A 25,742-nucleotide genomic window follows, 5' to 3' on the forward strand; every position below is an offset into this window, starting at 1 on the left:
ACGCCGGCCTTGAGGCTGACAGCACCGCCTTGGCAATGGCTGCCAGCATATCGATAATTCTTTTCCCTAAACTGCTCGCTTGAGCAACATCGATTTGATGTGACCAATTGCTTTGGTCGGATTTAGTCCCTTAGGACAAACATTTACACAGTTCATGATGCCATGGCAACGAAAAACACTAAAAGCATCGTCAAGATCGGATAAACGCTCATCAGTCGCGGTATCGCGGCTATCAATCAACCAACGGTAGGCGGCAAGCAAGCCAGCGGGCCCAACAAACTTATCAGGGTTCCACCAAAATGACGGGCACGACGTCGAGCAACATGCACACATGATGCACTCATACAAGCCGTCAAGATGCGCCCTTTCTTCCGGTGACTGCAAATTTTCGCGCGCCGGGGGCTGACCATCATTAATCAAGAAAGGCTTCACCTTGGCATAATTGATATAGAACTGCTCCATATCGATGATCAAATCACGGATCACCGGTAACCCCGGCAACGGACGGATAACAATAGTACTTTGCCCGGCAAGAGCTGACAGCGGGGTAATACAAGCAAGGCCATTCTTTCCGTTCATGTTGACGCCATCTGAGCCGCATACCCCTTCGCGGCAAGAACGGCGAAATGCCAAGCTCGGATCCTGCTCTTTGAGTAGAATGAGTGCATCAAGTACCATCATGTCCGAACCTTCAGGCACATCAAGCGTATAACCCTTCATGTGCGGGGCATTGTCTACGTCCGGGTTATAGCGATAAATCGAGAAATTCAACTTCATATTCTTTCCCTCCCTCAGTAGGTACGTGCCTTCGGCGGAAATGCCTCACGATAAACCGGTGCCATATTCACATTACGCTTCGACATCGCTTCTGTCTCAGGATCATAAATGGAATGGCACAACCAGTTTTCATCGTCACGCTCAGGGAAGTCAAAACGGGCATGCGCGCCCCGGCTTTCGGTCCGGTAGTTTGCCGCAACCGCTGTCGCAAAGGCCGTTTCCATCAAGTTATCGAGTTCTAGACACTCGATACGCTGGGTGTTGAATTCGCTCGAGGTGTCATCAAGGCGGGCGTCTTTGAGGCGGTCACGGATCACTTTCAGCTCGTCAAGCCCCTTGGCCATCGCCTCGCCCTCGCGAAAGACCGAGAAATTGTTCTGCATACAGGTCTGCAAATCCTTGCGGATCTGAACAGGGTCTTCCCCTTTCTGGGTATTGTTCCAACGGTTCAGGCGTTCCAATGATGCTTCAATATCCGACTCCGTCGCCGGACGAGCTTCCGCCTGAGCCAGCAATGTCTCGCCAAGATGCAAGCCAGTCGCACGGCCAAATACCACAAGGTCAAGCAAGGAGTTACCCCCCAGACGATTGGCGCCATGAACAGAAACCGAGGCAATTTCACCACAGGCAAACAAACCCTGAACCTCCACGTCTCCCCCCGTGGCATTTTGTCTAATCGCCTGACCAGATACCTGAGTCGGTACACCGCCCATCATATAGTGGCAAGTCGGGATCACCGGAATCGGCTCTTTGACCGGATCGACATGGGCAAACGTTCTGGACAGCTCGCAGATACCCGGCAGACGCGATTCCAGAACCTCTTTGCCAAGGTGATCCATCTTGAGCTTAATATGCGGCCCCCATGGCCCATCACAACCACGCCCTTCGCGGATCTCTACCATCATCGAGCGTGCAACCACATCACGACCGGCCAGATCCTTGGCATTCGGCGCATAGCGCTCCATGAAACGCTCACCGTCTTTGTTCAGCAAATAGCCACCTTCGCCTCGGCAGCCTTCGGTTACCAGCACCCCGGCCCCGGCAATGCCCGTCGGGTGGAATTGCCACATTTCCATATCCTGCATCGGCACACCTGCTCGTAGCGCCATGCCGACACCGTCTCCGGTATTGATATGGGCATTGGTAGTTGATGCATAGATACGGCCGGCCCCACCTGTTGCCAAAATCGTCGCTTTCGATTTGAAGTAACAGATTTCCCCCGTTTCCATGCACAGTGCCGTACAACCTAGAATCGCACCATCTTGGTTCTTGACCAGATCCAAGGCGTACCACTCGGAGAAAATCGTCGTTCGGTGCTTGATATTTTGCTGGTAAAGGGTATGCAACAGGGCGTGCCCGGTTCGGTCTGCCGCCGCCGCAGTACGGGCGGCCTGCTCTCCGCCGAACTCTTTGGACTGGCCGCCGAAAGGTCGCTGGTAAATAGAGCCATTATCAAAACGGGAAAACGGCAGCCCCATCTTCTCCAGCTCGATCACTGATTGCGGCCCGGTCTTGCACATATACTCAATGGCATCCTGATCGCCAATGTAATCCGACCCCTTCACGGTGTCGTACATATGCCACTGCCAGTTGTCTGGGTGTGAATTCCCCAGTGCAACCGTAATCCCCCCCTGGGCCGAAACCGTATGGGAGCGGGTTGGAAAAACTTTGGACAACAGAGCGCATTTCAGGCCCTGCTCAGAAATTTGTAGGGCGGCACGCATACCCGCACCGCCAGCGCCGATCACAACGGCATCAAACTCACGAATTGCAATGCTCACTTACGCACCCCACACGATAAAGAAACCTGAAAATAGGTAGACCAATAAAATGGCCACTACCACAAACTGAAGCCCGGCACGCAAGGCCGCCGGTTTGATGTAATCGGTTAGCACCTGCCAGAGGCCAATCCAGGCATGAACCAATACCGACAGCAGAGCCAGCATGGTAAAGACTTTGGTGCTCAGCCTGCCAAAAAAGGCCGACCAGGTTTCGAAGTTCAGCTCCGGCCCGAAGGCGAAAAAACCGACCATGTAGAGGGTATAAAGGGTGAGGATGATCGCTGTGGCACGGACCAGAATAAAATCATGCACGCCATTGCGACCCACTGTAGAAACGTTATTTACCATACTAAGCCTCCCGCAAAGAGCGACAGGACAGCCACGATACCAAAGCTCACTTTGGCACTGAGAATGCCCGATTCCATCTCTTCGAAATATCCCATATCCATCAGCAAGTGCCGAATACCAACAACCATATGGTAAAACAGGGCGGTCAGTATTCCCCAAAGCACAAACTTGATGAAGAAGCTATCGACGACGCCGGCTGCCGTATCGAAACCTTCAGGGGAGGACAAGGAAAGGCCTAGCAACCATAGCAAGATAGCCACGGCAACAAAGGTAATCACGCCGGAGACGCGATGTAGGATCGACGCTATCGCTGTCAAGGGAAAGCGAATCGTCTGCAGGTCGAGGTTTACAGGTCTTGGCTTATTTACTTTCACGGTGATTGCTCACTCAGCTCCATTGAAGCAATGTTATTGTTATCACTCTCCGTTTCCGCTTCAGCCCAACACCGTCGTTAACGATTGCGTAACCTGAGGTTGCAAAAATGTTCTACACAAAAGGTAGAACAGAGTTAAACCTAACTTACTAATTTTTATTGATAACTTCCGTATTTCTTCTGGCGGCGGCAGAACCAGAGGCCTGCCGCGAGTATACGCCCCGCAACAACCAATTACAAACTTGGTAACATGACCTCTAACACGCTTTTAGAAATTCGCACTTTTTTAGCCAAAGTTTTTAACATGAGCACACAAGCAAGTACAAAAATTGACATTTACCAGCGCTGACGGTACAACAATTGTACATCCATCTCGGATTTGGATAATAAAATACAAAGGAGATTGTTATGGCAGACAAGAAAGCTACTCTTCATATTGAAGGGAACGCACCCGTGGAACTGCCGATCATCGGGGGCACTGAAGGGCCTGAAGTGATTGATGTACGTCAGCTTGGCGCTAACGGTTACTTTACATTCGACCCTGGTTTTCTAGCCACTGCATCATGTGAATCTCAAATTACCTATATCGACGGTGACAAGGGTATCTTGCTGCATCGTGGCTTCCCAATTGACCAACTAGCCAATAATGCCGATTACCTTGAGGTGTGCTATATCCTGCTTTACGGCGAAGCACCTACCCGCGAACAGTACGAGACATTCCGTACCACGGTAACACGCCATACTATGGTGCATGAGCAGATCTCCAGCTTCTTCCACGGCTTCCGCCGCGATGCTCACCCAATGGCCGTAATGTGCGGGGTGGTTGGTGCGCTGGCGGCCTTCTACCACGACTCTCTGGATATCAACAACGATACGCACCGTGAAATCACGGCGTTCCGCCTACTGTCGAAGATGCCAACGCTTGCCGCGATGTGTTACAAATATTCCATCGGCCAACCGTTTATCTTCCCCCGCAACGATTTGGACTACGCCGAAAATTTCCTCCATATGATGTTTGCCACCCCTTGTGAGGAATACGAAGTCAGCCCTGTTGTCGCCCGAGCCATGGACAAAATTTTCACCCTGCACGCCGACCATGAGCAGAATGCCTCGACCTCGACTGTGCGCTTGGCCGGTTCATCGGGTGCCAACCCATTCGCCTGTATTGCCGCCGGTATCGCCTCGCTATGGGGACCAGCCCATGGCGGCGCCAACGAAGCCTGCCTCAAGATGCTCGAAGAAATTGGCAGCGTAGACAAGATCCCTGAGTTCATCGAGCGCGCCAAGGACAAAGACGACCCGTTCCGCCTGATGGGCTTTGGTCACCGTGTCTACAAGAACTACGACCCACGCGCGACAGTCATGCGCGAAGCCTGCCATGATGTCTTGGACGAACTCCGCATTCAGGACCCACTGCTTGATGTCGCCATGGAACTTGAGCGTATCGCCCTATCGGACGAATACTTCATTGAGAAGAAGCTCTACCCTAACGTCGACTTCTACTCGGGTATCATCCTGAAGGCCATCGGTATTCCGGTCTCCATGTTTACCGTGATCTTCGCGATGTCACGTACCATTGGCTGGATTGCTCATTGGAATGAGATGCACAACGATCCGGGCAACCGTATCGGCCGACCTCGCCAGCTTTATACCGGCTACACCCAGCGCGAGTTCAGCCCGTTGCACGAACGCGAATAACAGCGCCGGCAGCGCTTTACAAACCAACCAAACTGAAAAAGGGCCGTAAGGCCCTTTTTGTCTTTATTGGATTCGCCATCAAACAAACTTGATCTTGGTAAGCTCTTTGATCCCAGATAGCACCAGGGTCGGCAATGAAGAGAGCAAGATCACCCCGAACAGATGCTCCCCGCTCAGAGCTTCGGTGTTGAAAATCAACTGGCCGATACCCGTATAGATAACCCCCAGCGAGAGGGTCGCTGACAACGCAACCGCCCCCAGCAAATAACGGTTCGTAAACGGGTTCTTTCGATACAAAGTAGTGAATGTACGCGAGTCGAACAGATGCCATAGCTGGGCGAAAACCAGCATGGCAAAGGCCATCGTCTGGGCATACGCAGCACTCTGCCCTGCCTCCAGCGCCCAGCTGAATGCTACATAGCTCATGCCACCCAAGGCCAAGCCACGGGCAACAATACGGGCCCCGAGGTAGTCACTGAAGAAACCTTCATTGCGCTTGCGCGGTTTGCGATCCATCAAGTCCTTCTCTTCCGGCTCAACGCCCAGCGCCAAGGCCGGCAGGCCATCAGAGACCAGGTTGATCCAGAGGATCATCAGCGGCGTCAGCGGCAATATCGCCTCCGGCCCCATTAGCAGGAAGGCAAACAAAATGACCGATACCTCCCCTACGTTCGCGGTCAGAGCCTGACGGATAAACTTACGCAGGTTGTCGAAGATCTGGCGCCCTTGACGCACAGCCTTGACGATGGTGCTGAAATTGTCATCCAGCAAGATCAGGTCACCGGAGTCCTTCGCCACCGATGTACCCGCGATCCCCATAGCGACGCCTATATCCGCTCGACGCAAGGCCGGTGCATCATTGACCCCATCTCCTGTCATCGCGGCAACCTCGTTGTTGTACTGCTGTGCCTGCACTATCCGCAGCTTATGCTCAGGTGTCACCCGGGCAAACACCGCCACTTTCGGGCAAATCCGGCGTAGCTCGTCATCGTCCATGTCATCGAGTTCGCTGCCTGTCACGACACGGTCACCCTCCGAGCGGATAATCCCTATATCTTTGGCAATAGCGGCAGCGGTAAGGGCATGATCACCGGTGATCATGACCGTCCGTACCCCTGCCTGATAGCAACTCTCAACGGCATCGCGAACTTCGGGGCGCGGCGGATCCATAATACCGTACAGGCCAAGGATGGTGACATCCTGTTCCAACTCCTGATGATCCCGCTTGAGATCTTCCGCCGACAGCTCCCTAAACCCTACAGCCAGTGTACGCAGAGCCTGCTCGGCAAAGTTCTGGATGGCAGCCTCATAGTCTGCAACCTGCTGCTGGGCTGATGCGTTCGCAACAACTAGGTTCCCTTGAACAGCAGCTTGCTGATGAGCCACAACCTCGCCATTGACCATAAAGCCAGAGGCATTGCGAAGAACCACATCTGGTGCACCTTTTATCGCAAGGAAGTGCTTGCCTTCCGGATCTCGGACAATCACCGAGGCCATCTTGCGCGCTGAGTCAAACGGGAATTTCTCGACGATATGGTACCCGCCTCCCGCCAGCATCTTGCCCTGCTCCAAACCAGCCTTAGCCGCTGCAACAATCAACGCCCCCTCCGTCGGGTTCCCGCGAACGCTGTATTGACCATCGTTCTGGATATACTCGGCCTCATTACACAGTGTCGCGACAACCAAGCCTTTCATCATTTCCGGGCTGCCCGTCACCGCCGTACCATGCGCCAGAGGCTTGAACTCCCCATGAGGGTCAAACCCTTTGCCAGACACTTCCCAGTAACGGCCCGATGCATCATAGGCCTTCATCACCTGCATCTGGTTCTGGGTCAGGGTGCCGGTCTTGTCCGAACAAATGACCGTCGTCGATCCCAGCGTCTCAATGGCTGAAAGCTGCTTTGCCAGCGCATTGTTCTTGACCATCCGCGTCGACCCCATCGTCAGGACAATGGAGACCACGGTCGGCAAGCCCTCAGGGATAGCTGCCACAGACAACGAAATCCCGGTATTTAGCAGCTCAAGCCACGGCATACCGTGGTATAGCCCGATCGCGCACACAACAGCCACTACCCCCAGTGCCGCAACCATCAAGGTTTTGGCGATGGTGTCCATCCGTACCTGCATCGGCGTTTTGGTTTCTTCGGTGTTCGCCATCATATCGGCAATATGGCCGACTTCGGTTTTCATTCCCGTGCCAACGACAATCCCCAGCCCGGTCCCCGAGGTGACAATGGTGGTCATAAACCCCATATTGACCTGATCGCCCAAGCCAATATGGCTGCCAGCCAGGGCCTCAACCGACTTGTCGACAGGCTCTGATTCCCCGGTCAATGCCGCCTCGTCTATCGCAAGGCGGTTCGCCTCGATAATCCGCACATCTGCCGCCAGAATGTCACCGGTACTGATCTTCAGAATATCCCCCGGCACTATCTCGCGCGCCGGGATATCAACCCACACACCGTCACGCTTGACCTGTGCCGTCGGTGCCGCCATTTCACGCAATGCTTCCATCCCTTTCTGGGCCTTGTATTCTTGCCAGAAGGCAATAAGCGCATTGATGAAGATAATCACGGTAATGGCAACGGCATCCACCATATGGCCGGTCACGAAGGATACGATGGCACCAATACCGAGAATAAATATCAAGGGGTTCTTAAACTGATGCACGAAGAGTTCAAGCGCGGACTTGCCCGCCTGCTCTTGCAACTCATTGGCCCCATACTGCGCGCGGCGTGCATCCACATCCCCTTGCCTCAGACCCGACTCGACCGATGTCTCCAGCATGGACACGGTCTTGTCAGTCGTTTCGGTAAACCACTTTCTGCTCATTGGACAATCTCCATTCAATATATATTCAGCCAACATCAGAAAATAAAGCGCTGATAAAAAGTAATGACTGAACAGATAAATTAATAAACACTCGTGATTATTGGGAATTCATATCCCACTAATTTATTAACATCCCTGAATAGTTTCTGAATAAATAAAAATCATTAATTCATACGAGTATTTTTAAATTATCGAATGAGAATTCAGCTGTAATTATATTTCGATAGCAAATTTGCGATTCAGGATGCTTCATTGACAAGTATCAATCATTAAACCGGTTAATACCGACAACCAACAAAGATACTGAAACAAAATATGAATAAGACCGCGTTATAACAGAGTTAACCCCTCTATTTTCCCGAATAATGAAATTTCACAACAAAAAATAAAGGCCCTGCATACCCATGCAGAGCCTTTTATTGCCCATGTTTTTGTTAATTTTTATTTAAACCGGATTATCAATATCAATATAGGTAATATCAAACTGATATTTTTCAGCAAGGTACTGACCTAATGATTTAATGCCGTAACGTTCTGTAGCATGGTGACCGGCACTATAATAGTGAATTCCTAATTCTCGCGAAATATGTACAGTCCGCTCTGATATTTCACCAGAAATAAAGGCATCCAATCCTTTTTGAGCCGCTAATTCAATAAAATCCTGACCGCCCCCCGTACACCAACCGACCGTTTTTATTTCAGCCGGCGCATTATCACCGATATGAAGTGGCTCGCGCTGTAGGGTCATCGAAATACGGGCGGCAAGCTCCTCACCACTCAACGGCTCGGCAAACTGGCCGTAAATAGCCACAGAATGAGGATTACCGGCTTCAAGCCCGCCAAGAACCTCGATATCCAGCAATTCGGCCAGCTTGGCGTTGTTGCCCAGCGTAGGGTGGATATCAAGCGGCAGATGGTAGGCATACAGGTTGATACCGTTTTCGATCAATGCCTTGATCCGACGGTATTTCATCCCACGGATCTCTGCTGGCTCCCCCTTCCAGAAAAAACCGTGATGGACCAAAATCGCGTCAGCCTGCTCCTCGATGGCTCGCTCTATCAATGCCTGACAGGCTGTAACACCGGTGATGATCTTCTTCACTTCAGACTTACCTTCGACCTGCAAGCCATTCGGACAGTAATCTTTGATGAGGTGCGGGCTCAACAATTCGTTGAGCAGGGATTCCAATTTGATATTGTTCATTTTCGCTTCCTTCCCAGCGGTCTTATGGGGTGATTATACCCAAGTTCACTTAAAATGTAGGAATGGGAATAGCCCCTTGAGGGAAAAGGGAAAGCTGGAGCAGAGGAAAATATGGCAACAACGGACAGTGGCCCACCGAAATAAATCGCCAGGCCTACTCATCTAGGCTATCAATAAAGAGCGTGCGGCCTCTTCTGTCTGCGTCAACCAGACAGGCTTGGTGCTCGTCTTCAGCCAGACTTTGTGCAGGTAGCTATACAGGCGGGCCCGAGTTGCAACCGGGGTGAAGATCATAACCGGAAAAGTCACCACCCCGACGAGGACAACATAAGTACGGCGCAGCAGAATTCTAAAAGGTGAATAGAGCGTATACATATAGCCTCCTTTGCACGTATCGGCATTGGCCTAAAACTGGTCTAACCTCTTTATAATGTATTGATTTAAGCTAGATTAGACCACCTAATTTCAATCAGTTATTAGCATTTATCATTATAAAAAGTGTGGGGTTATAACCAAATGACTAGGCCAGTGATCCATATTGACTCCGAGTCATACATTCAGCACCACTTTGCCGCCATTTTGCATCTTCCCCCGCTCCTTGGCGGCCACCCTTTCGTTGCCGACGCTTCTTGGCTAGCCCATTTCAGGCAACGGGCGAGACTTCCACGCCATAGCCATTACCACGGCAGCAGGCGGTTAGGTTTCTATTATCAATGGCTCTGGCGAGAGTTGATCATCCACCATCCCGATTACCATCTAATTGCAGAAGAAATTCAGGTTAGTGAGGAAGGCAGAACCATCGGTGCCGTGGATTTTCTGGTCAAAAACCGGGTCGCAAACACGCTTGAGCACTGGGAGGTAGCAATAAAATTCTACCTTGCCCACCAAGGACGCTGGCCCGGTCCCAATGCCAGAGATGAACTGGACAAGAAATCGGCACGGATGCTTGAGCACCAGCTCCCACTTTCTGGACATAGCACCATAAGCACGAAATATGGCCAAATCGACACGCGGCGACTCATCATGCAAGGCCGATTATTTTATCCGGCATTCGACCATGGGAAAGGATCCGGTATCATCACCAACCCTGCCGCCCCGCATGGGAAATGGTGCTACGCCGAGCAGATCCCGGCGCTCGAACTTCGTCCGCTCTCCAAGTTCGACTGGCTTGCCCCTCCCGATTTCAACACGCTGGCCCCATGCCCAGCATCCGAACTCCGGGCTGTGGGACGACCTCGCATGGCCGTCGCTCCGGACCAATCCGTGTGGTTCATCATGCCGGGAAGCTGGCCCAATTACCGCTGATCGACAAGCATAAAAAAACGCCCGCATAATGCGGGCGTTTCTTCGGAAGCGAGACGAAAAACGCTTACAGACCTGCGTCAGCAAATACCTTGCTGACGATCTCTTGTGCTTCTGTTTCAATCAATGCCAAGTGTTCGGCACCCTTGAAGCTCTCGCAATAGATCTTGTAAATATCTTCCGTACCTGACGGACGAGCCGCAAACCAACCGTTTTCAGTTGTCACTTTCAGGCCACCGATAGCCGCCCCGTTGCCCGGCGCATGGGTCAAGCGGGCAGTGATTGCATCACCGGCCAACATGTCTGCAGAGACCATCTCAGGCGACAGCTTACTCAGCACCGCCTTCTGTGCTCCGTTTGCCACCGCTTGCAGGCGGTTGTAGGCTGACGCACCGTGCTTAGCGGCCAGCTCCTCGTAGTATTGCTGCGGGTTCTTGCCCGTCACCGCCGTAATTTCGGCTGCCAGCAAACATAGCAGGATGCCGTCTTTATCTGTCGACCATGGCGTGCCATTCATTCGCAGGAACGATGCCCCGGCACTCTCTTCGCCACCGAAGCCCAGCTCACCGCTGTATAGCCCGTCAACAAACCACTTGAAGCCAACCGGTACTTCGCAAAGCGTACGGCCGAGATCAGCCACGACACGGTCAATCAATGCACTGGAAACCAGCGTCTTGCCGACAGCAACGTCTTGTGACCAGTCCGGACGGTGGCGGTACAGATAATCAATACATACCGCCAAGAAGTGGTTCGGGTTCATCAGGCCAGCCGGCGTCACGATACCGTGGCGGTCGTAGTCCGGATCGTTGCCGAATGCCAAGTCATACTTGTCTTTGTGGGCCAGCAGACCTGCCATCGCGTAAGGCGACGAGCAGTCCATACGCACCACGCCGTCTTTGTCGAGTGACATAAAGCGGAACGATGGGTCGATAGACTCATCCACCAGCGTAAGATCAAGGCCGTAATGGCTGGCAATCTGCCGCCAGTATTCAATACCCGAACCGCCCAGCGGATCGACACCAATCTTCAGGTTGGCTTTCTGAATCGCAGCCATATCGATGACATTGACCAGATCATCAACATAAGGCGCAACAAGATCACGCTCTTGAACCAACTCGCTCGCCAGCGCCGCATCAATGGAGACGCGCTTAACGTCCACCAAACCTGCCGCGATAATTTCATTGGCACGAGTCTCAATGGCTGTCGTCAGAGCCCCTTCTGCCGGACCACCATGGACAGGGTTGTATTTGATACCCCCGTCCTGTGGCGGGTTGTGCGATGGGGTAATAACGATACCATCAGCTTTTGCCGCATTGAATTTGTTATGGCAAAGGATAGCGTGTGAAACACCTGGGGTTGGCGTATAGCCACGATCCTGCTGGATAACCACCTCAACGCCATTGGCCACTAGCACCTCGAGCGTTGAAGAGAAAGCCGGCTCAGACAGCGCATGGGTATCTTTACCCAAGAACAGCGGCCCAGTCACACCATTGGCGGCACGGACTTCAGCCACAGCCTGGGCGATTGCCCAGATGTGATGCTGGTTGAAGGTCCCTTTGTCGGCAGTGCCTCGATGGCCCGAAGTACCAAATGCCACTTTCTGATCTGGATTTTGCGCATCAGGCTCAATCAAGAAATAATTAGCCACCAACGCAGGAATATTGTGCATATCTTCTTGCTGGGCGCGCTGCCCTGCACGAGGATGAATTGCCATTAACCTATCCTTGTAATTTATAAGGCGTTATGCCGATTAGATTTCACCGCAAACTTTTTCGATGATGTCCATACCGAAGCTCATCTTGCTCATCAGCTGCTCGACCATCTGACGCTTACGGTCCGTATTCGTATTGGTGATAACCCAGAACGGCGTCTGTGGAATCGCCTTTGGCTTGGTCGTTTTACCGCTGGCCAGCAGTGTCTCTTCACTGTCGGCGAAATATACGCGAGTTCGGCCTTTAATGGCTGCTGCGTCTGCAAATCCTTGCGGATCGATACGATAAAGCGAGGACAGAACCAGCATGAAACGGCCAATCGCTTTTTCCTGCGCAGCAAACTCATCAGAGATCAGCAGTGAACGCATTTCCTTCACGCGATCGGTTTGAACCAGATTACCCGCATCTTTGCTAACCACGATGCCTTTCGGCATAACCGGCATGACAACATCGTTTGGCAGGCTAACCGATGATTGATCCGGCATCATCAGCAAACGCCGCAGAATATCAGACGCACTCTCGCCAATATGCTGGGTTTGGCTGGCGATATAGCGATATAGCTCTTCGTCTACCTCAATAGTCTTCATCGTAGTGTTCATTGTTGTTCCGTTTAAAAATCACCGAGAGATTATAACGTGATCCGAGGTTATACTCTACGGTAAAGCGTTAACTACAAGAGAAAATAGTCAGTGAATCTTCATTACCAAGTGGAGGGTGACGGTGACACGATCGTCCTGATCCACGGCCTATTTGGCAGTGCCGACAACCTCGGCCTAATCGCTAGATCCTTGAAAGACCAATACAAAGTGATCAGCGTTGATCTACGAAATCATGGCCGATCCCCCCACTGCGACCAATTCACCTACCGCGACATGGCCGCCGACATACTGGCTGTACTCGATAGTCTGAATATCGACCGCTTTTCCCTTGTCGGCCACTCCATGGGCGGAAAAGTAGCGATGGCAGCCACCGATCTAGCAGCATCGCGAATCCAGCGCCTATTGGTACTTGATATGGCCCCGGTTCACTACTTTGTCCACCGCCATGAAAACGTGTTCAACGGACTGCGCGAAGTCACCAAGCACACCGTAGAAAAGCGCAGCGACGCCGAACAATACCTTGCCCGCCACGTCATGGATCCCGGGGTGCGCCAATTCCTACTCAAATCCTTTGCCAAGCAGGAAGACGGGCACTACGGATGGCGCTTCAATGTCGAAGGGCTGATTGCCAATTACAATACCATCATGGGCTGGGAAGAGATTCCGGCATACACCGGCCAGACTCTGTTTATCAAGGGCCAGGAATCCGACTACATTCTGCCAGAGCACCGCGAGGCGATCAGCCGCCAGTTTCCCAATGCCAAGGCGCATTTAGTGGCCAATACCGGCCACTGGCTCCATGCAGAAAAACCCGATACGGTGAATCGTATTATTTTGAACTTCTTGCAGGCGGCATAACGTTAACAGCCCCCTATTGTCTATGTTATAGTGCGCGGCTAGCACTGCATTAACGATAGAGCGGTAAGGAGACACTGATGCTTTACGAGCACATGGAATTGCTTGAATCGATCGGGCTGGATTTACTGTTTGCTGCGATTTTCTTCTTTATCGGCATGGCCATTAAAGATGTACTAAAACAAGGTAATGTACCGCCTTTTGGTCAAAAAATCGTCTGGCTTGTACTGTTTCTTGGCTGTGCCGGCTTTGTTGCCAAAGGTCTGATCCAGCTTAGCTGGGAAGGAGCCGGCATCAGTTAATTGATGTGCCAATCGTGACCATGGCGACACGCCATGTACTCCCGCTGAGCACAATTGGCAAGGGGCCTTGCCCCTCTAAATGAATGATGGATACCGTAGGCACTATGCTAAGCGGTCAACAATTAACAGGGTAATCTCTACTATGGCGAGTGTAGGACTCTTCTTTGGTAGCGACACAGGTAATACAGAAGCCGTCGCTAAAATGATCCAAAAACGACTAGGCGATAAGCTAGTTGAAGTGAAAGATATCGCTAAATGCAGCAAAGAAGATATCGACAATTTTGACCTACTACTACTGGGTATCCCAACCTGGTATTACGGCGAACCACAGTGTGACTGGGACGACTTTTTCCCAGAACTAGAACAAATTGACTTCTCGACCAAGCTAGTCGCTATCTTCGGCTGTGGCGATCAGGAAGACTATGCAGAATACTTCTGTGATGCGATGGGTACCGTGCGTGAAATCGTTGAAGGTCGCGGCGCAACCGTTGTTGGCCACTTCTCTACCGAAGGTTTTGAGTTCGAAGCGTCCAAAGCCCTTGTCGACGACAACCACTTCGTCGGCCTGTGTATCGACGAAGACCGCCAGCCAGAGCTGACGGAAGAGCGCGTCGAAAAATGGGTTAACCAGATTTACGAAGAAATGTGCCTGGCCGAACTGGCTGACTAATCTCTCGTGGAACGCCGACACGCCGGGCCCTTTGGTCCGGCGTGTTACTTTTAAGAACGACACTGATGTCCTAAGGCATCACCGAACGCTGATTGTCCTCAGCATCCCCACAACCATCCTGCTCCACCCTATACTGCGGCTTCTTGCGCACATACAAAGTTCGCTTAACCTGAGACACCACCTCGCCATTGAGATCCTTAACCTGTACGACAAATTCGGGCAGATATTTATCCCCAGTAGCCGTCGCCGACATGATTTCGCTGATCATGGCATCTGAAATAACAAAATCAGCGAACAAGTCCGTACATCCCGGCTTGATGAAATTAATTTCAGCCTGTTTATCCCAAATAAAGTATTCCTTGCCCAAAATGCCGATCAACATCAGCGCATAGACAGGATCAGTCAAGGAGAAAATACTGCCGCCGTATTGAGTACGATTAGCATTTTTATTCCACCATCTTAACTTTAGCTTGATCCTTACCTGCCGAAAATCATCGGAAATTGACACGATCCGAATTCCCGCCCCCCAAAATGGCGGCCACAAATTCAGAGCCAGCTTGACAAGAGACGGGGTATAGATTTTATCCACAAGCAAACTTCCCTTTCACTGGTACGATGAGCCCATAGTAACCACGTTTTGCACGCGTGTACATTTTAATAACAAGTAAACAACAAAAAGAAAAGTTAGATATCAGCAAGATTGACCCGTTTTATAGTTTATTGTTACCTTGTGCTCACTTATAATGATGAATAGAAGAGAAGACTACCGCACCATGAGGGTACGGCTAGCCAATAGGAAATTCCAATGTCAGACAACAACCAAGCGCTTAAACAAGCTGGCCTAAAGGTGACACTTCCACGTCTCAAGATTCTGGAAGTTCTCCAGCAACCGGATTGCCAGCACATCAGTGCTGAAGACCTGTACAAGAAGCTCATCGACATCGGTGAAGAGATTGGCCTTGCTACCGTTTACCGAGTATTGAACCAATTTGATGATGCCGGTATCGTGACCCGTCACCACTTTGAAGGCGGCAAATCTGTATTTGAACTGGCGACACAGCACCACCACGACCACCTTGTATGTCTTGACTGCGGCAAGGTCATCGAATTTTCTGATGAAGTCATTGAAAAGCGCCAGAAAGAAATTGCGGCCAGCTTTAATGTTCGCCTGACCAACCACAGCCTGTACCTTTACGGCCACTGCATGGAAGGCAACTGCAACGAAGACGAATCGCTGCACGACCGCAAGTAACCCGCTTCCTGTTGGCTTGCATTCATCCTTTAAGTCAGCACAGCGCATAAAAAAACCAGCCGAATGGCTGGTTTTTTATTTATCAGAGACTCAATCTGCGACGTTAGTCTGCGATTTTAGCCCAAGTATCACGTAGGCCAACAGTACGGTTGAACACCAGTTTCTCTTTAGAAGAGTCTTTGTTGTCCGCACAGAAGTAACCCATGCGCTCGAACTGGTATGCCTGCTCAGCTTCGGCTTCAACCAAAGACGGCTCGACAAAACCGTTCATCACGGTCAGTGACTCAGGGTTGATCACTGATACGAAATCATCTGCCGCACCAGGGTTCGGTACAGTAAACAGACGATCGTACAGGCGGATTTCAGCCGGTACACCAGCATCTGCTGATACCCAGTGGATAACGCCTTTCACCTTACGGCCATCCGTTGGGTTCTGACCCAGCGTCTCATTATCGTAAGTACAGTAGATAGTAGTAACGTTACCCGCTTCGTCTTTCTCGATGCGCTCAGCTTTGATCACGTAAGCACCGCGCAGGCGGACTTCTTTGCCCAGAACCAGACGCTTGTACTTCTTGTTCGCTTCTTCGCGGAAATCTTCAGCTTCAATGTACAATTCACGCGTGAACGGTACTTGGCGGCTACCCATCTCAGGTTTGTTAGGGTGGTTAGCCACTTCTAGCATTTCGACGTCAGCGTCAAAGTTTTCGATCACGACTTTAATCGGATCCAAAACAGCCATCGCACGTGGTGCGTTTTCGTTCAGGTCATCACGGATACAAGACTCCAGCGAGCTCATCTCGATAGTGTTGTCTTGCTTGGTCACGCCGATACGCTTACAGAACTCACGAATTGACGCAGAGGTGAAACCACGGCGGCGCAGGCCAGAAATCGTTGGCATACGTGGGTCGTCCCAACCGTCAACCAACTTCTCAGTAACAAGCTGGTTAAGCTTACGCTTGGACATGACAGTGTATTCCAAGTTCAGACGGCTGAACTCGTACTGGTGTGGCTGGCAATCAATCGTGATATTTTCCAGAACCCAGTCATACAGACGACGGTTGTCCATGAATTCCAACGTACAGATAGAGTGCGTAATGCCCTCTAGCGCATCAGAAATACAGTGGGTGAAGTCGTACATCGGGTAGATGCACCACTTGTCGCCGGTCTGGTGGTGGGTTGCGAAACGAACTCGGTAAAGAACCGGATCACGCATAACCATGAAAGGTGAAGCCATATCGATCTTGGCGCGAAGGCACATCTTGCCCTCTTCAACCTCGCCGTTCTTCATTTTTTCGAACAGCTCAAGGTTTTCTTCTACGCTACGATCACGGTACGGGCTGTGCTTACCCGGCTCAGTCAATGTGCCGCGGTATTCACGCATCTGCTCTGGACTTAGCTCATCAATGTACGCTAAGCCTTTATTAATCAATTCAATAGCAAACCCGTATAGCTTATCGAAGTAGTCAGATGAATAGCAAATCTCACCGTCCCACTTAAAGCCCAACCAGTTAACATCGTTCTTAATAGACTCAACGTATTCGATGTCTTCTTTCTCAGGGTTTGTGTCGTCGAAACGTAGGTTACACTGACCCTGATAGTCCTGAGCAATACCGAAGTTCAAACAAATAGATTTCGCATGGCCGATATGCAGGTAGCCGTTCGGCTCCGGCGGGAATCGGGTATGTACGCTTGTATGTTTGCCACTCGCTAAATCCGCATCAATAATTTGACGGATAAAGTTTGATGGACGAGCTTCAGATTCACTCATCTATTTACACCTCGTGTGCTGACAGGATTTTTAAGTTCTCTATCATCCATAAATATGGGGTACTACTCAACAAATAGTATGCATTGTTTGACGATATGGATAAAAAAACCCCGCAATATCACAGCAATCCCAGAATTCCTCCTGAAGACGCGTATAACGGTGCGGGGCGCAGAAGCACGGCTCTTCAAACTCGAGCCAGGAAAGAACATTCTATTCAGGTTCCCGTCATGGGATAACCATCAACTGAACCAAAGCAGCAAGGCAGCTTCTTTGTGGGCACTCAAGTCGACCCCACAAAGAAGCTGGCGGGGATTTCCCGCCAGCTGAGGTTATGTCACAGGCAAACTTACAGGGCGATCACTCGGCTGTAGCGCTTACCGTCAGCACTTACCGCACGGACCTGAACCTTGCCTTTCACCTTCGGCTGGTTCTCCGCCTGATAGCGCTTCCACGTCTCGCCACTGTCGGTTGAATACTCAAGAGCCAGACCTGGCATGCTGATGTTCATTGCCAGCACACCGTTCTTCACTGTCGCACCCGGAACCGGTACACGGTACTGGATACCTGCAGCATCAAGCTTGGCAAGTTCGCGCTGGCCCAGGATATTGGCAAAACGTGCCCACTCCTGCTGCAGTGCGGTCTTGTCGACCATCTGGGTTGACTGCGAGTACTCTACACCTGGCTGGTAGTCACGCTCCCAATCAGCCTTGTGCCATGCACGCTCTGCCGCCGCCAAGACGCGAGGGAAAACCATGTACTCGAACTGGTCGTCCGTACGAACCGTCTCACTCCACAACTGTGCTGACAGACCGTAGAAGTCTTTACCTTTCGCCGTGCCCTTACTGGTGAATCCGTTACCATCGCGATCTACCGATGTCTCGGCATTCTGCGGCAAGTTCTCAGGCGCGAAAGCAAACATCTTGCGGGTATCGGTTGCACGGGTTGCCCAGTAATAGCCACGCTCTTCCGGATCCACCTCATATGGCATGTCCATGTAAACATAATCAGGGTTGGAGATGATCATGTCATAGCCTTTCGCAGCCCAGTCATACGCAGATGCACCGCCGCCCCAGTACAGGGTATCCCAGAAGTTAACGCGTACATTGTCAGTCGCGAACGACGAAGCGTCTTTCGAGTACTTCAAGCCATCCTGCCATGCTTGGAAGCTAGGGATCCCCTTGGCAGCCACGACCTTGCTCACCTTCTCAGCAAAGTAGCTTGGCAGATGGGCGTAATCTGATACCACACCGCTGGCAATCGCCTTCTGACACATCGGCGACTTGGCAAATGGCTTATCCTGCTGGCTTAGGTCCAAATCGCCCTTCCAGTCAACCTTATCTGCCGCATTGATGTCCTGGAAACCCGCACCTAGCTTAATATTCTTCGCTTCGTCACCGCCAAAGTGCCATGTGCTCAGCGGCATGCCTGCCTGCTGGTGCATCGCAGCGACTTCGGTGATTACCTTGTTAACGAAGTTCAGTGACGAGTCCATGCACGGGTTGATGAAGCTACGCTTGTCATAGAACTGTACCGTGGTCACGTTTGAGGTATCATTTGGATCCATCAAACGGTACTGGTTCGCCCCAGCCAAGTCACCGGCTTCGCTCAAGCGCTTATGGCGCGCTTCCATTGCCACAACCGCAGCACGAGAGTGCGCTGGCATGTCAATTTCAGGGATCACTTCGATACCACGAGCCTTGGCATAAGCAAGGATATCTAGGTAGTCTTGCTTGGTGTAGAAACCCGAACCGAAGTTGTCGCTATTAGGGCCAGAACCCAGCTGCGGCAACAGGCAAGACGTTTCAGATAGATCGTGACAGCGCTTGCCGCCCACCTCGGTCAGCTCAGGCAAACCTGGGATCTGCAAACGCCAGCCTTCATCGTCAGTCAGGTGGAAGTGGAATTTGTTCATCTTGTACGCGGCCATTTGATCCAGCGTACGCAAAATAGCGTCTTTAGAGTGGAAGTTACGGCCAACATCCACCATCACACCACGGTAATCGAAACGCGGTGCATCGGTAACTTTCAACGTCGGGATCTGCTTCTCGCTACCCGTGCTCGCCAAAGACATCAGCGACTGCAGACCGTAAAACGCACCTTCAGCGTCATAGCCAACGATGGTTGTCTTGCCGTTGGTCACGTCTAGCTCATAGGCACCTGATACCTGATTCGCCTTGCTAAAACGCGCAGGGTCAAGGATCAATGTCACCGGGTATGTGCCGTCAGTATCAATGCCCAGCATTTCCATACGCTTGGTCGCCGCGTCTAGCATTGAAGGAAGCAGGGCCTTATTGTCGATACTTACGCCGTTTGCCAGCGATACCGAGCCACCAGTCAGCTTAGTGCTCAACGGGGTTGGGACGATAGTACCGGCCAGCTCTTCCTTAGCGATCAAATTAACATCACGGTTCTTCTCGAAACGAGACTGGGCAGTAGCCAGGATATTGTTGTCGGTCGGGGTACGTTTCCAATTGTTGCCGCTGATCGGGTCAAGGTATGCTGATGGATCTTCAAAATCCATGCTCTCTAGGGTTTTAGGCTCAGAGGTGCCAGCCACGACATAAGCTCGCGGCATATAGTCGTTCTCGAACAGCGTCCAGTATTCACCGATATACGGGATAACCACGCTCTCGCCAGCATCGAAGCCCTCGAACTTATCGGTCGGCTCCAGCGTGTGCAGGTCACCAGTGATGTGGGTCACTTTGAACTGATCGTTCTGCACATCCAGGATCATACGGATGCTATGGAAGTAGATCTTCCAATCTTTGCTTGACACTGCCGGGCCATTATTGGTCAGCGTCATATTGATCAAGTCACACGATGCCCACTCGGCTGCCAATTCGCGGCACTGCAGCCCTTCGTTGGCACCATGATTTGTCACCAACTGATAATTAACACCCAAATTTTCTGCCAGCGTATCTGCAATTTGCTGATCAGTCATTGATGGTGATGTCGTACAACCGGTTGCCAATGCAACAACCGATGCCATTAGGCTCAATTTAAATGTTTTCATGAGTAAATCCGTCTCCCGAGTAGCCTTGGTGAGTGCCGAACACCGGTCTCTTCCCTTGGCAAAACATAATAATGATCTGAAACCGCAGGCACCCGCCCCCCTTCCCGAACATCAGGCACAGCCTGAAAGGAATAGAAAAAGAGCAAAGTCAAAGATTGAGATTTCAGATGATTATTGAGTCGGTGGGTATCGGCCCCCTAGCGGAGGCCGATATTCTTAGTCAAAGACTTAGTGTCAGTGATTAAGGTAGTTTGACTGCAGATAGGTCTTCGTTCGGAGAGACTTTCTTCATCTCGCCAGCTACGATTTCGGCTAGTGGGCCAAGGATAACTTGTAGGTTGTTAGAACCCAGTTTAACCACACCCATCGCACCTAGTGCTTTCAATGTCTTCTCGTCAGCTAGGCTGCTGTCTTTCAGCGTCAGACGTAGACGAGTGATACATGCGTCGATGTTTTCTAGGTTAGACACACCACCCAACGCCTTGATGTATTGCTTAGCTAGTTCGCCAGTTTCTTTAGAACCTGTAACACCGCTTTCTTCTACGTCGTCGTCTTCACGGCCAGGCGTCTTAAGATTGAACTTAATGATAACTGCGCGGAAGATGAAGTAGTACAGTGCAAAGAACACCAGACCCTGAACAATCAGCATGTACCAGTTAACCGCCAGTGGGTTACGCGTTGACAACACAAGGTCAACAAGACCGGCAGAGAAACCGAAGCCCGCAATCCACTGCATAGATGCTGCGATGTATACAGAGATACCCGCTAGCAATGCGTGTAGAACGTATAGGCCAGGTGCTAGGAACATGAATGCGAACTCTAGAGGCTCTGTCACACCAGTGAAGAACGATGCGAAACCAGCAGCGATCATGATAGATGCCACTTTCTCTTTGTTCTTCGCTTTAGCAGTGTGATAGATAGCCAGTGCCGCACCAGGTAGACCAAACATCATGATTGGGAAGAAGCCCGCTTGGTACATACCAGTAACACCTGGAGTTGCAGTACCTTCAGCAATTGACTTCGCACCGCCTAGGAAGTTAGGAATATCGTTAATACCCGCAACGTCGAACCAGAACACTGAGTTAAGTGCGTGGTGTAGACCAACAGGGATCAATAGACGGTTGAAGAATGCGTAGATACCAGCACCTAGCTCACCCATGCTCTGAATGCCTTCACCAAACGATACTAGACCGCCGTAGATTGCAGGCCAGATGTACATCAGTACGAAGGCAATAAGGATACCGGTGAAAGACGTCAAGATTGGGACTAGACGCTTACCAGAGAAGAACGCAAGGGCTTTGTGCAGCTCAACATGTGAAAAACGGTTGTAAATTTCAGCTGACACGATACCCACAAGGATACCAACAAACTGGTTGTTGATTTTACCAAAGGCCGCTGGCACTTCACCGGCTGCAATACCTTGGATTTGTGCAACTGCTCCCGGAGAAAGCAGCGTGGTTACCACTAGGAAACCAACAAAACCAGACAGCGCGGCTGCACCGTCTTTGTCTTTAGACATACCGTAAGCCACACCAACAGCAAACAGTACAGACATGTTATCGATAATGGCAGCACCAGCTTTGATCAAAAACGCAGCCAGTGCACTGTTTGCACCCCAGCCGTTTGGATCAATCCAGTACCCCACACCCATTAAGATTGCAGCGGCAGGCAACGTGGCGACTGGCACCATCAATGCTTTACCTACTTTTTGAAAGTATCCAAGAATATTCACCCTTAGTTCCCCCTATGGTTTTCTTAGATAAGAAGACAACTTATTTTAGTTATCCGATTAAGTCCCCTGCAGTTTAAAAAATTAATTTCACCCCGCAAATTAAAACCTTGCCATTTGTGATCTTTATCACCTGTAAGGCTAATTACCAGACGATTTTGCTAGCTCGATCATAAAACTTATTTTATTATCCAAAACAAAGGCGACTTCGCGCTAGAATTTACCCGAAATTACTACAGGAATGAGGTGTCACCGTGAGACTTATCCCACTGAATGAAGCTAAAGACGTAGGTTTGTGGTCCGCTCGCTATATCGTTGATCGTATTAACAAATTCCAGCCAACAGCGGAACGTCCTTTTGTGCTAGGCCTACCTACAGGCGGCACTCCTCTGGCGACCTACAAACGTCTGATTGAGCTTTATCAAGCAGGCGAAGTAAGCTTCAAGCATGTTGTGACATTCAACATGGACGAATACATCGGACTGCCTGCTGACCACCCTGAGTCATACCGCAGTTTCATGTTCAACAACTTCTTCAATCATATTGATATTCAAGAAGAAAACATCAATCTACTTGACGGCAACACGGCTGATCACGATGCAGAATGCAAGCGCTACGAAGACAAAATCAAGTCTTTTGGCCGCATCAATCTGTTCATGGGCGGTGTAGGCAACGACGGCCATATCGCATTCAACGAGCCGGCATCTTCGCTTTCTTCTCGTACCCGTATCAAGACCCTGACTGAAGACACTCGTATCGCCAACTCTCGATTCTTCGATGGCGATATGGCCCAAGTACCTAAATACTCCCTGACTATCGGTGTGGGTACTTTGCTTGATGCCGAAGAAATCATGATTCTGGTTACAGGCCACAGCAAAGCCCAGGCGCTAGAAGCCGCCGTTGAAGGTTCCGTGAACCATCTATGGACCGTTTCAGCCCTTCAGCTACACCCGAAATCACTGATCGTATGCGATGAAGCCTCTACCCAAGAGCTAAAAGTTAAAACGGTTAAGTATTTCAAAGAGCTTGAAGCAGAAAATATCAAACACCTATAACAAAGGAACTATTCATGTACGCGCTTACCAATTGCCGAATTTTCACCGGTAGCGATGTGCTGAATAACCACGCCGTCATTGTTGACGGCGTGAACATTCGCGCTGTATGCCCAGAAACTGAGCTACCTTCCGATATTCAAAAACTCGACCTTGACGGTGCCAACCTGACTCCAGGTTTCATCGACCTACAGCTTAACGGCTGTGGCGGTGTGATGCTAAACGACGAAATCAACGCCGATACCATCCACACCATGCACCGTGCCAACCTGAAATCCGGTTGTACCAGCTTCCTACCGACGCTGATCACCTCGTCTGACGAGGACATGAAGGCTGCTATCGCTGCCGCCCGTGAGTACCAAGGCAAATACCAGAACCATTCGCTCGGTCTGCACCTTGAAGGTCCGTACCTGAATGTGATGAAAAAAGGTATCCACTCTGTTGACCATATCCGCCGTTCTGACAGCGATATGATCCAGACCATCTGCGATAACGCCGATGTAGTGACCAAAGTAACACTGGCTCCAGAGCAAAACGACCACGCCCATATCGAACGACTAGTCGACGCAGGCATCGTTGTTTCAGCTGGCCACACCAATGCCACCTACGCAGAAGCACGCAAAGGCTTTGCCTCTGGCATCACGTTTGCGACCCACCTGTTCAACGCCATGACCCCAATCGCGGGCCGCGAACCGGGTATGGTTGGCGCCATTTATGATACACCGGAAGTATATACCGGTATTATCGCTGATGGCTTCCACGTTGATTATGCCAATATCCGCATGGCCCATCGCATGAAGGGCGACAAACTTGTTTTGGTCACAGACGCAACTGCACCTGCAGGAGCAGACATTGATCACTTTATTTTTGTCGGTAAGAAAGTATATTACCGTGATGGCAAGTGTGTGGACGAGAATGGCACACTTGGCGGTTCGGCACTGACTATGATTGAAGCAGTTCAAAATAGTGTCGAGCATGCAGGTATCGCCCTGGACGAAGCGATTCGCATGGCAACCCTGTATCCTGCTCGCGCTATCGGTGTCGACAAGGAACTGGGGGCCATCAAAAAAGGCATGGTAGCTAACCTGACTGTTTTTGATCGCGATTTTAATGTTCGGGCGACTGTTGTTAACGGTGAATACGAGCAGAACTAACTATGACAGGCGGACAAATTGGTAATGTCGATCTGGTAAAGCAGCTAAATAGCGCTGCCGTTTACCGGCTCATTGACTTGCAAGGACCCATTTCGCGTATCCAGGTTGCTGACGTCAGTCAGCTGGCACCTGCAAGCGTTACTAAGATCACCCGCCAACTGCTAGAGCGCGGCCTCATTAAAGAGGTCGCGCAGCAAGCTTCCACCGGAGGCCGGCGCGCAATATCCCTGACTACCGAGTCAACCCCTTTCCACTCGATTGCAATTCGCTTAGGGCGTAATTATATCGAGCTAACCCTTTACGATCTGAGCGGCAAATTTATTGCCGGTACCGGTCACCCTTTCAGCTATACCACCCAGCAGGAACTCATCGAAGGATTGCTTAGCCATATCCAGCAGTTCATCGGAGAGAACCAAAATGTCATGCGAGAGCTGGTCGCTTTCGGTATCACCCTTCCGGGTTTGATCGACCCTGAAAACGGCATTATCGAATATATGCCGCACATCGACGTAGACCGACTACCGCTGGCTGACATCATCAGCGACAAGTATGGCGTGGCTTGCTTTGTCGGCAACGATATCCGTGGCCTGGCCCTTGCCGAGCACTACTTCGGAGCCAGCCGAGACTGCAAAGATTCTATTCTGGTCAGCGTACACCATGGTACGGGTGCGGGTATTATCGTCAACGGACAGGTTTTCCTTGGTACCAACCGTAACGTAGGTGAGATCGGCCATATCCAAATTGACCCGCTCGGTGACAAATGCCAGTGCGGCAATTTCGGCTGCCTAGAAACCGTGGCTGCCGATCCTGCGATTATCAAGCATGTTCGCTCGCTGCTCGCCCAAGGTTACCCAAGTTCGTTGCAGGAGCTCGAAGATATCACCATGCCAGCCATCTGTGATGCGGCCAACAAAGGTGATGAGCTTGCTACCCAGTCACTGATCAAAGTCGGCAACCAACTAGGCAAGGCACTGGCCATGACGATCAACCTGTTCAATCCGCAAAAAATTGTGGTAGCAGGTAATATCACCCATGCCAAAGACATCCTCTTCCCGGCCATCCGCCGCTGCGTGGAAACCCAGTCTCTGTCTACCTTCAACCGCGGGCTGCCGATTGTCCCATCAGAGCTTTACACCCAACCAACTATTGGCGCTTTCTCTATGATCAAGCGCGCCATGCTCAACGGCGTATTGCTCCAGCGCCTGCTTGAAGAGCAATAAACCGCCAAATTTGGTGTAAGTCACTCATTTAGTAACAAAATACAAAGGCCATGTTTCAGACAGGAACATGGCCTTTGTGTTATATTCCGTCCCCAAAATAA

The 25,742-nt window shown here is 51.0% G+C and carries 22 protein-coding genes; 9 read left to right on the top strand and 13 right to left on the bottom strand.

Annotated features, from left to right (window positions below; genetic code table 11):
- Nucleotides 1–66: 66 nt before the first annotated feature.
- Genes ABT56_RS02970 through sdhC form a run of 4 tightly spaced genes read right to left on the bottom strand, consistent with a single transcriptional unit; the run spans nt 67 to nt 3,280 of the window.
- The gene (locus ABT56_RS02970; protein ID WP_047877334.1) at nt 67–777 is read right to left on the bottom strand and encodes a succinate dehydrogenase iron-sulfur subunit; all 711 of its coding nucleotides are present in this window, start codon (nt 775–777) and stop codon (nt 67–69) included.
- Nucleotides 778–791: 14 nt separating this feature from the next.
- Nucleotides 792–2,558 carry a succinate dehydrogenase flavoprotein subunit gene (gene sdhA / locus ABT56_RS02975; protein ID WP_047877335.1) on the bottom strand — a complete coding sequence of 589 codons (1,767 nt, stop codon included), beginning with the start codon at nt 2,556–2,558 and terminating at the stop codon, nt 792–794.
- Complete coding sequence (sdhD, locus tag ABT56_RS02980; protein ID WP_047877336.1) at nt 2,559–2,906, bottom strand: succinate dehydrogenase, hydrophobic membrane anchor protein; 348 nt, start codon at nt 2,904–2,906, stop codon at nt 2,559–2,561.
- Nucleotides 2,900–3,280, bottom strand: coding sequence for a succinate dehydrogenase cytochrome b556 subunit (sdhC, locus tag ABT56_RS02985; RefSeq protein ID WP_047877337.1), 381 nt, complete (start codon nt 3,278–3,280; stop codon nt 2,900–2,902). Before sdhC ends, sdhD begins: the two co-directional genes overlap by 7 nt.
- Before the next feature lie 407 nt (nt 3,281–3,687).
- Between sdhC and ABT56_RS02990 the strand changes: the two genes are divergently transcribed.
- Nucleotides 3,688–4,977, top strand: coding sequence for a citrate synthase (locus tag ABT56_RS02990; RefSeq protein ID WP_047877338.1), 1,290 nt, complete (start codon nt 3,688–3,690; stop codon nt 4,975–4,977).
- Nucleotides 4,978–5,055: 78 nt separating this feature from the next.
- On the opposite strand, the gene ABT56_RS02995 is transcribed toward ABT56_RS02990, so the two are convergent.
- The 3 genes from ABT56_RS02995 to ABT56_RS03005 form a co-directional block, all read right to left on the bottom strand.
- Nucleotides 5,056–7,809 (bottom strand): cation-translocating P-type ATPase, encoded by a 2,754-nt coding sequence (locus ABT56_RS02995; protein ID WP_047877339.1) that lies wholly within the window; start codon nt 7,807–7,809, stop codon nt 5,056–5,058.
- A 445-nt stretch (nt 7,810–8,254) separates the two neighbouring features.
- Nucleotides 8,255–9,013: a Nif3-like dinuclear metal center hexameric protein gene (locus ABT56_RS03000; protein ID WP_047877340.1), complete on the bottom strand. Its 759-nt coding sequence runs from the start codon at nt 9,011–9,013 to the stop codon at nt 8,255–8,257.
- Between the two features lie 162 nt (nt 9,014–9,175).
- Nucleotides 9,176–9,388 (bottom strand): DUF2517 family protein, encoded by a 213-nt coding sequence (locus ABT56_RS03005; RefSeq protein ID WP_047877341.1) that lies wholly within the window; start codon nt 9,386–9,388, stop codon nt 9,176–9,178.
- 141 nt (nt 9,389–9,529) lie between these two features.
- Between ABT56_RS03005 and ABT56_RS03010 the strand changes: the two genes are divergently transcribed.
- A complete protein-coding gene (locus tag ABT56_RS03010; protein WP_047877342.1) occupies nt 9,530–10,318 on the top strand; it encodes a DUF1853 family protein in 789 nt (262 codons plus the stop codon).
- A 64-nt stretch (nt 10,319–10,382) separates the two neighbouring features.
- Here the strand turns inward: ABT56_RS03010 and pgm are convergent, their stop codons facing one another.
- Both pgm and seqA read right to left on the bottom strand, forming a co-directional pair.
- Nucleotides 10,383–12,029: a phosphoglucomutase (alpha-D-glucose-1,6-bisphosphate-dependent) gene (gene pgm, locus ABT56_RS03015; protein ID WP_047877343.1), complete on the bottom strand. Its 1,647-nt coding sequence runs from the start codon at nt 12,027–12,029 to the stop codon at nt 10,383–10,385.
- A 36-nt stretch (nt 12,030–12,065) separates the two neighbouring features.
- Complete coding sequence (seqA, locus tag ABT56_RS03020; protein WP_047877344.1) at nt 12,066–12,614, bottom strand: replication initiation negative regulator SeqA; 549 nt, start codon at nt 12,612–12,614, stop codon at nt 12,066–12,068.
- A gap of 102 nt (nt 12,615–12,716) precedes the next feature.
- Between seqA and ABT56_RS03025 the strand changes: the two genes are divergently transcribed.
- From ABT56_RS03025 to fldA, 3 genes are all read left to right on the top strand, one after another.
- The gene (locus ABT56_RS03025) at nt 12,717–13,484 is read left to right on the top strand and encodes an alpha/beta fold hydrolase (protein WP_047877345.1); all 768 of its coding nucleotides are present in this window, start codon (nt 12,717–12,719) and stop codon (nt 13,482–13,484) included.
- A gap of 77 nt (nt 13,485–13,561) precedes the next feature.
- Nucleotides 13,562–13,783, top strand: coding sequence for a DUF2788 domain-containing protein (locus tag ABT56_RS03030; protein WP_047877346.1), 222 nt, complete (start codon nt 13,562–13,564; stop codon nt 13,781–13,783).
- Nucleotides 13,784–13,925: 142 nt separating this feature from the next.
- A complete protein-coding gene (gene fldA / locus ABT56_RS03035) occupies nt 13,926–14,453 on the top strand; it encodes a flavodoxin FldA (RefSeq protein ID WP_047877347.1) in 528 nt (175 codons plus the stop codon).
- Nucleotides 14,454–14,523: 70 nt separating this feature from the next.
- On the opposite strand, the gene ABT56_RS03040 is transcribed toward fldA, so the two are convergent.
- The gene (locus ABT56_RS03040) at nt 14,524–15,042 is read right to left on the bottom strand and encodes a DUF4442 domain-containing protein (protein WP_047877348.1); all 519 of its coding nucleotides are present in this window, start codon (nt 15,040–15,042) and stop codon (nt 14,524–14,526) included.
- Nucleotides 15,043–15,258: 216 nt separating this feature from the next.
- On the opposite strand from ABT56_RS03040, the gene fur reads away from it, so the two are divergent.
- Nucleotides 15,259–15,705 carry a ferric iron uptake transcriptional regulator gene (fur, locus tag ABT56_RS03045; protein WP_047877349.1) on the top strand — a complete coding sequence of 149 codons (447 nt, stop codon included), beginning with the start codon at nt 15,259–15,261 and terminating at the stop codon, nt 15,703–15,705.
- A gap of 103 nt (nt 15,706–15,808) precedes the next feature.
- Here the strand turns inward: fur and glnS are convergent, their stop codons facing one another.
- The 3 genes from glnS to nagE form a co-directional block, all read right to left on the bottom strand.
- On the bottom strand, nt 15,809–17,473 hold the full coding sequence (glnS, locus tag ABT56_RS03050; protein WP_047877350.1) for a glutamine--tRNA ligase: 1,665 nt from the start codon (nt 17,471–17,473) through the stop codon (nt 15,809–15,811).
- A gap of 346 nt (nt 17,474–17,819) precedes the next feature.
- Nucleotides 17,820–20,486 (bottom strand): beta-N-acetylhexosaminidase, encoded by a 2,667-nt coding sequence (locus ABT56_RS03055; protein WP_047877351.1) that lies wholly within the window; start codon nt 20,484–20,486, stop codon nt 17,820–17,822.
- 241 nt (nt 20,487–20,727) lie between these two features.
- The gene (gene nagE, locus ABT56_RS03060) at nt 20,728–22,218 is read right to left on the bottom strand and encodes an N-acetylglucosamine-specific PTS transporter subunit IIBC (RefSeq protein WP_047877352.1); all 1,491 of its coding nucleotides are present in this window, start codon (nt 22,216–22,218) and stop codon (nt 20,728–20,730) included.
- A 251-nt stretch (nt 22,219–22,469) separates the two neighbouring features.
- Here nagE and nagB point away from each other — a divergent pair, with 251 nt between their 5' ends.
- From nagB to nagC, 3 genes are read left to right on the top strand one after another with little or no spacing between them, the layout of a single operon-like run.
- Nucleotides 22,470–23,270 (top strand): glucosamine-6-phosphate deaminase, encoded by an 801-nt coding sequence (nagB, locus tag ABT56_RS03065; RefSeq protein WP_047877353.1) that lies wholly within the window; start codon nt 22,470–22,472, stop codon nt 23,268–23,270.
- 14 nt (nt 23,271–23,284) lie between these two features.
- A complete protein-coding gene (gene nagA / locus ABT56_RS03070; RefSeq protein WP_047877354.1) occupies nt 23,285–24,421 on the top strand; it encodes an N-acetylglucosamine-6-phosphate deacetylase in 1,137 nt (378 codons plus the stop codon).
- Nucleotides 24,422–24,423: 2 nt separating this feature from the next.
- Nucleotides 24,424–25,641 (top strand): DNA-binding transcriptional regulator NagC, encoded by a 1,218-nt coding sequence (nagC, locus tag ABT56_RS03075; protein ID WP_047877355.1) that lies wholly within the window; start codon nt 24,424–24,426, stop codon nt 25,639–25,641.
- The last annotated feature ends 101 nt before the right edge of the window (nt 25,642–25,742 follow it).

The organism is Photobacterium aquae (genome assembly GCF_001029445.1).
GTDB lineage: Bacteria > Pseudomonadota > Gammaproteobacteria > Enterobacterales > Vibrionaceae > Photobacterium > Photobacterium aquae.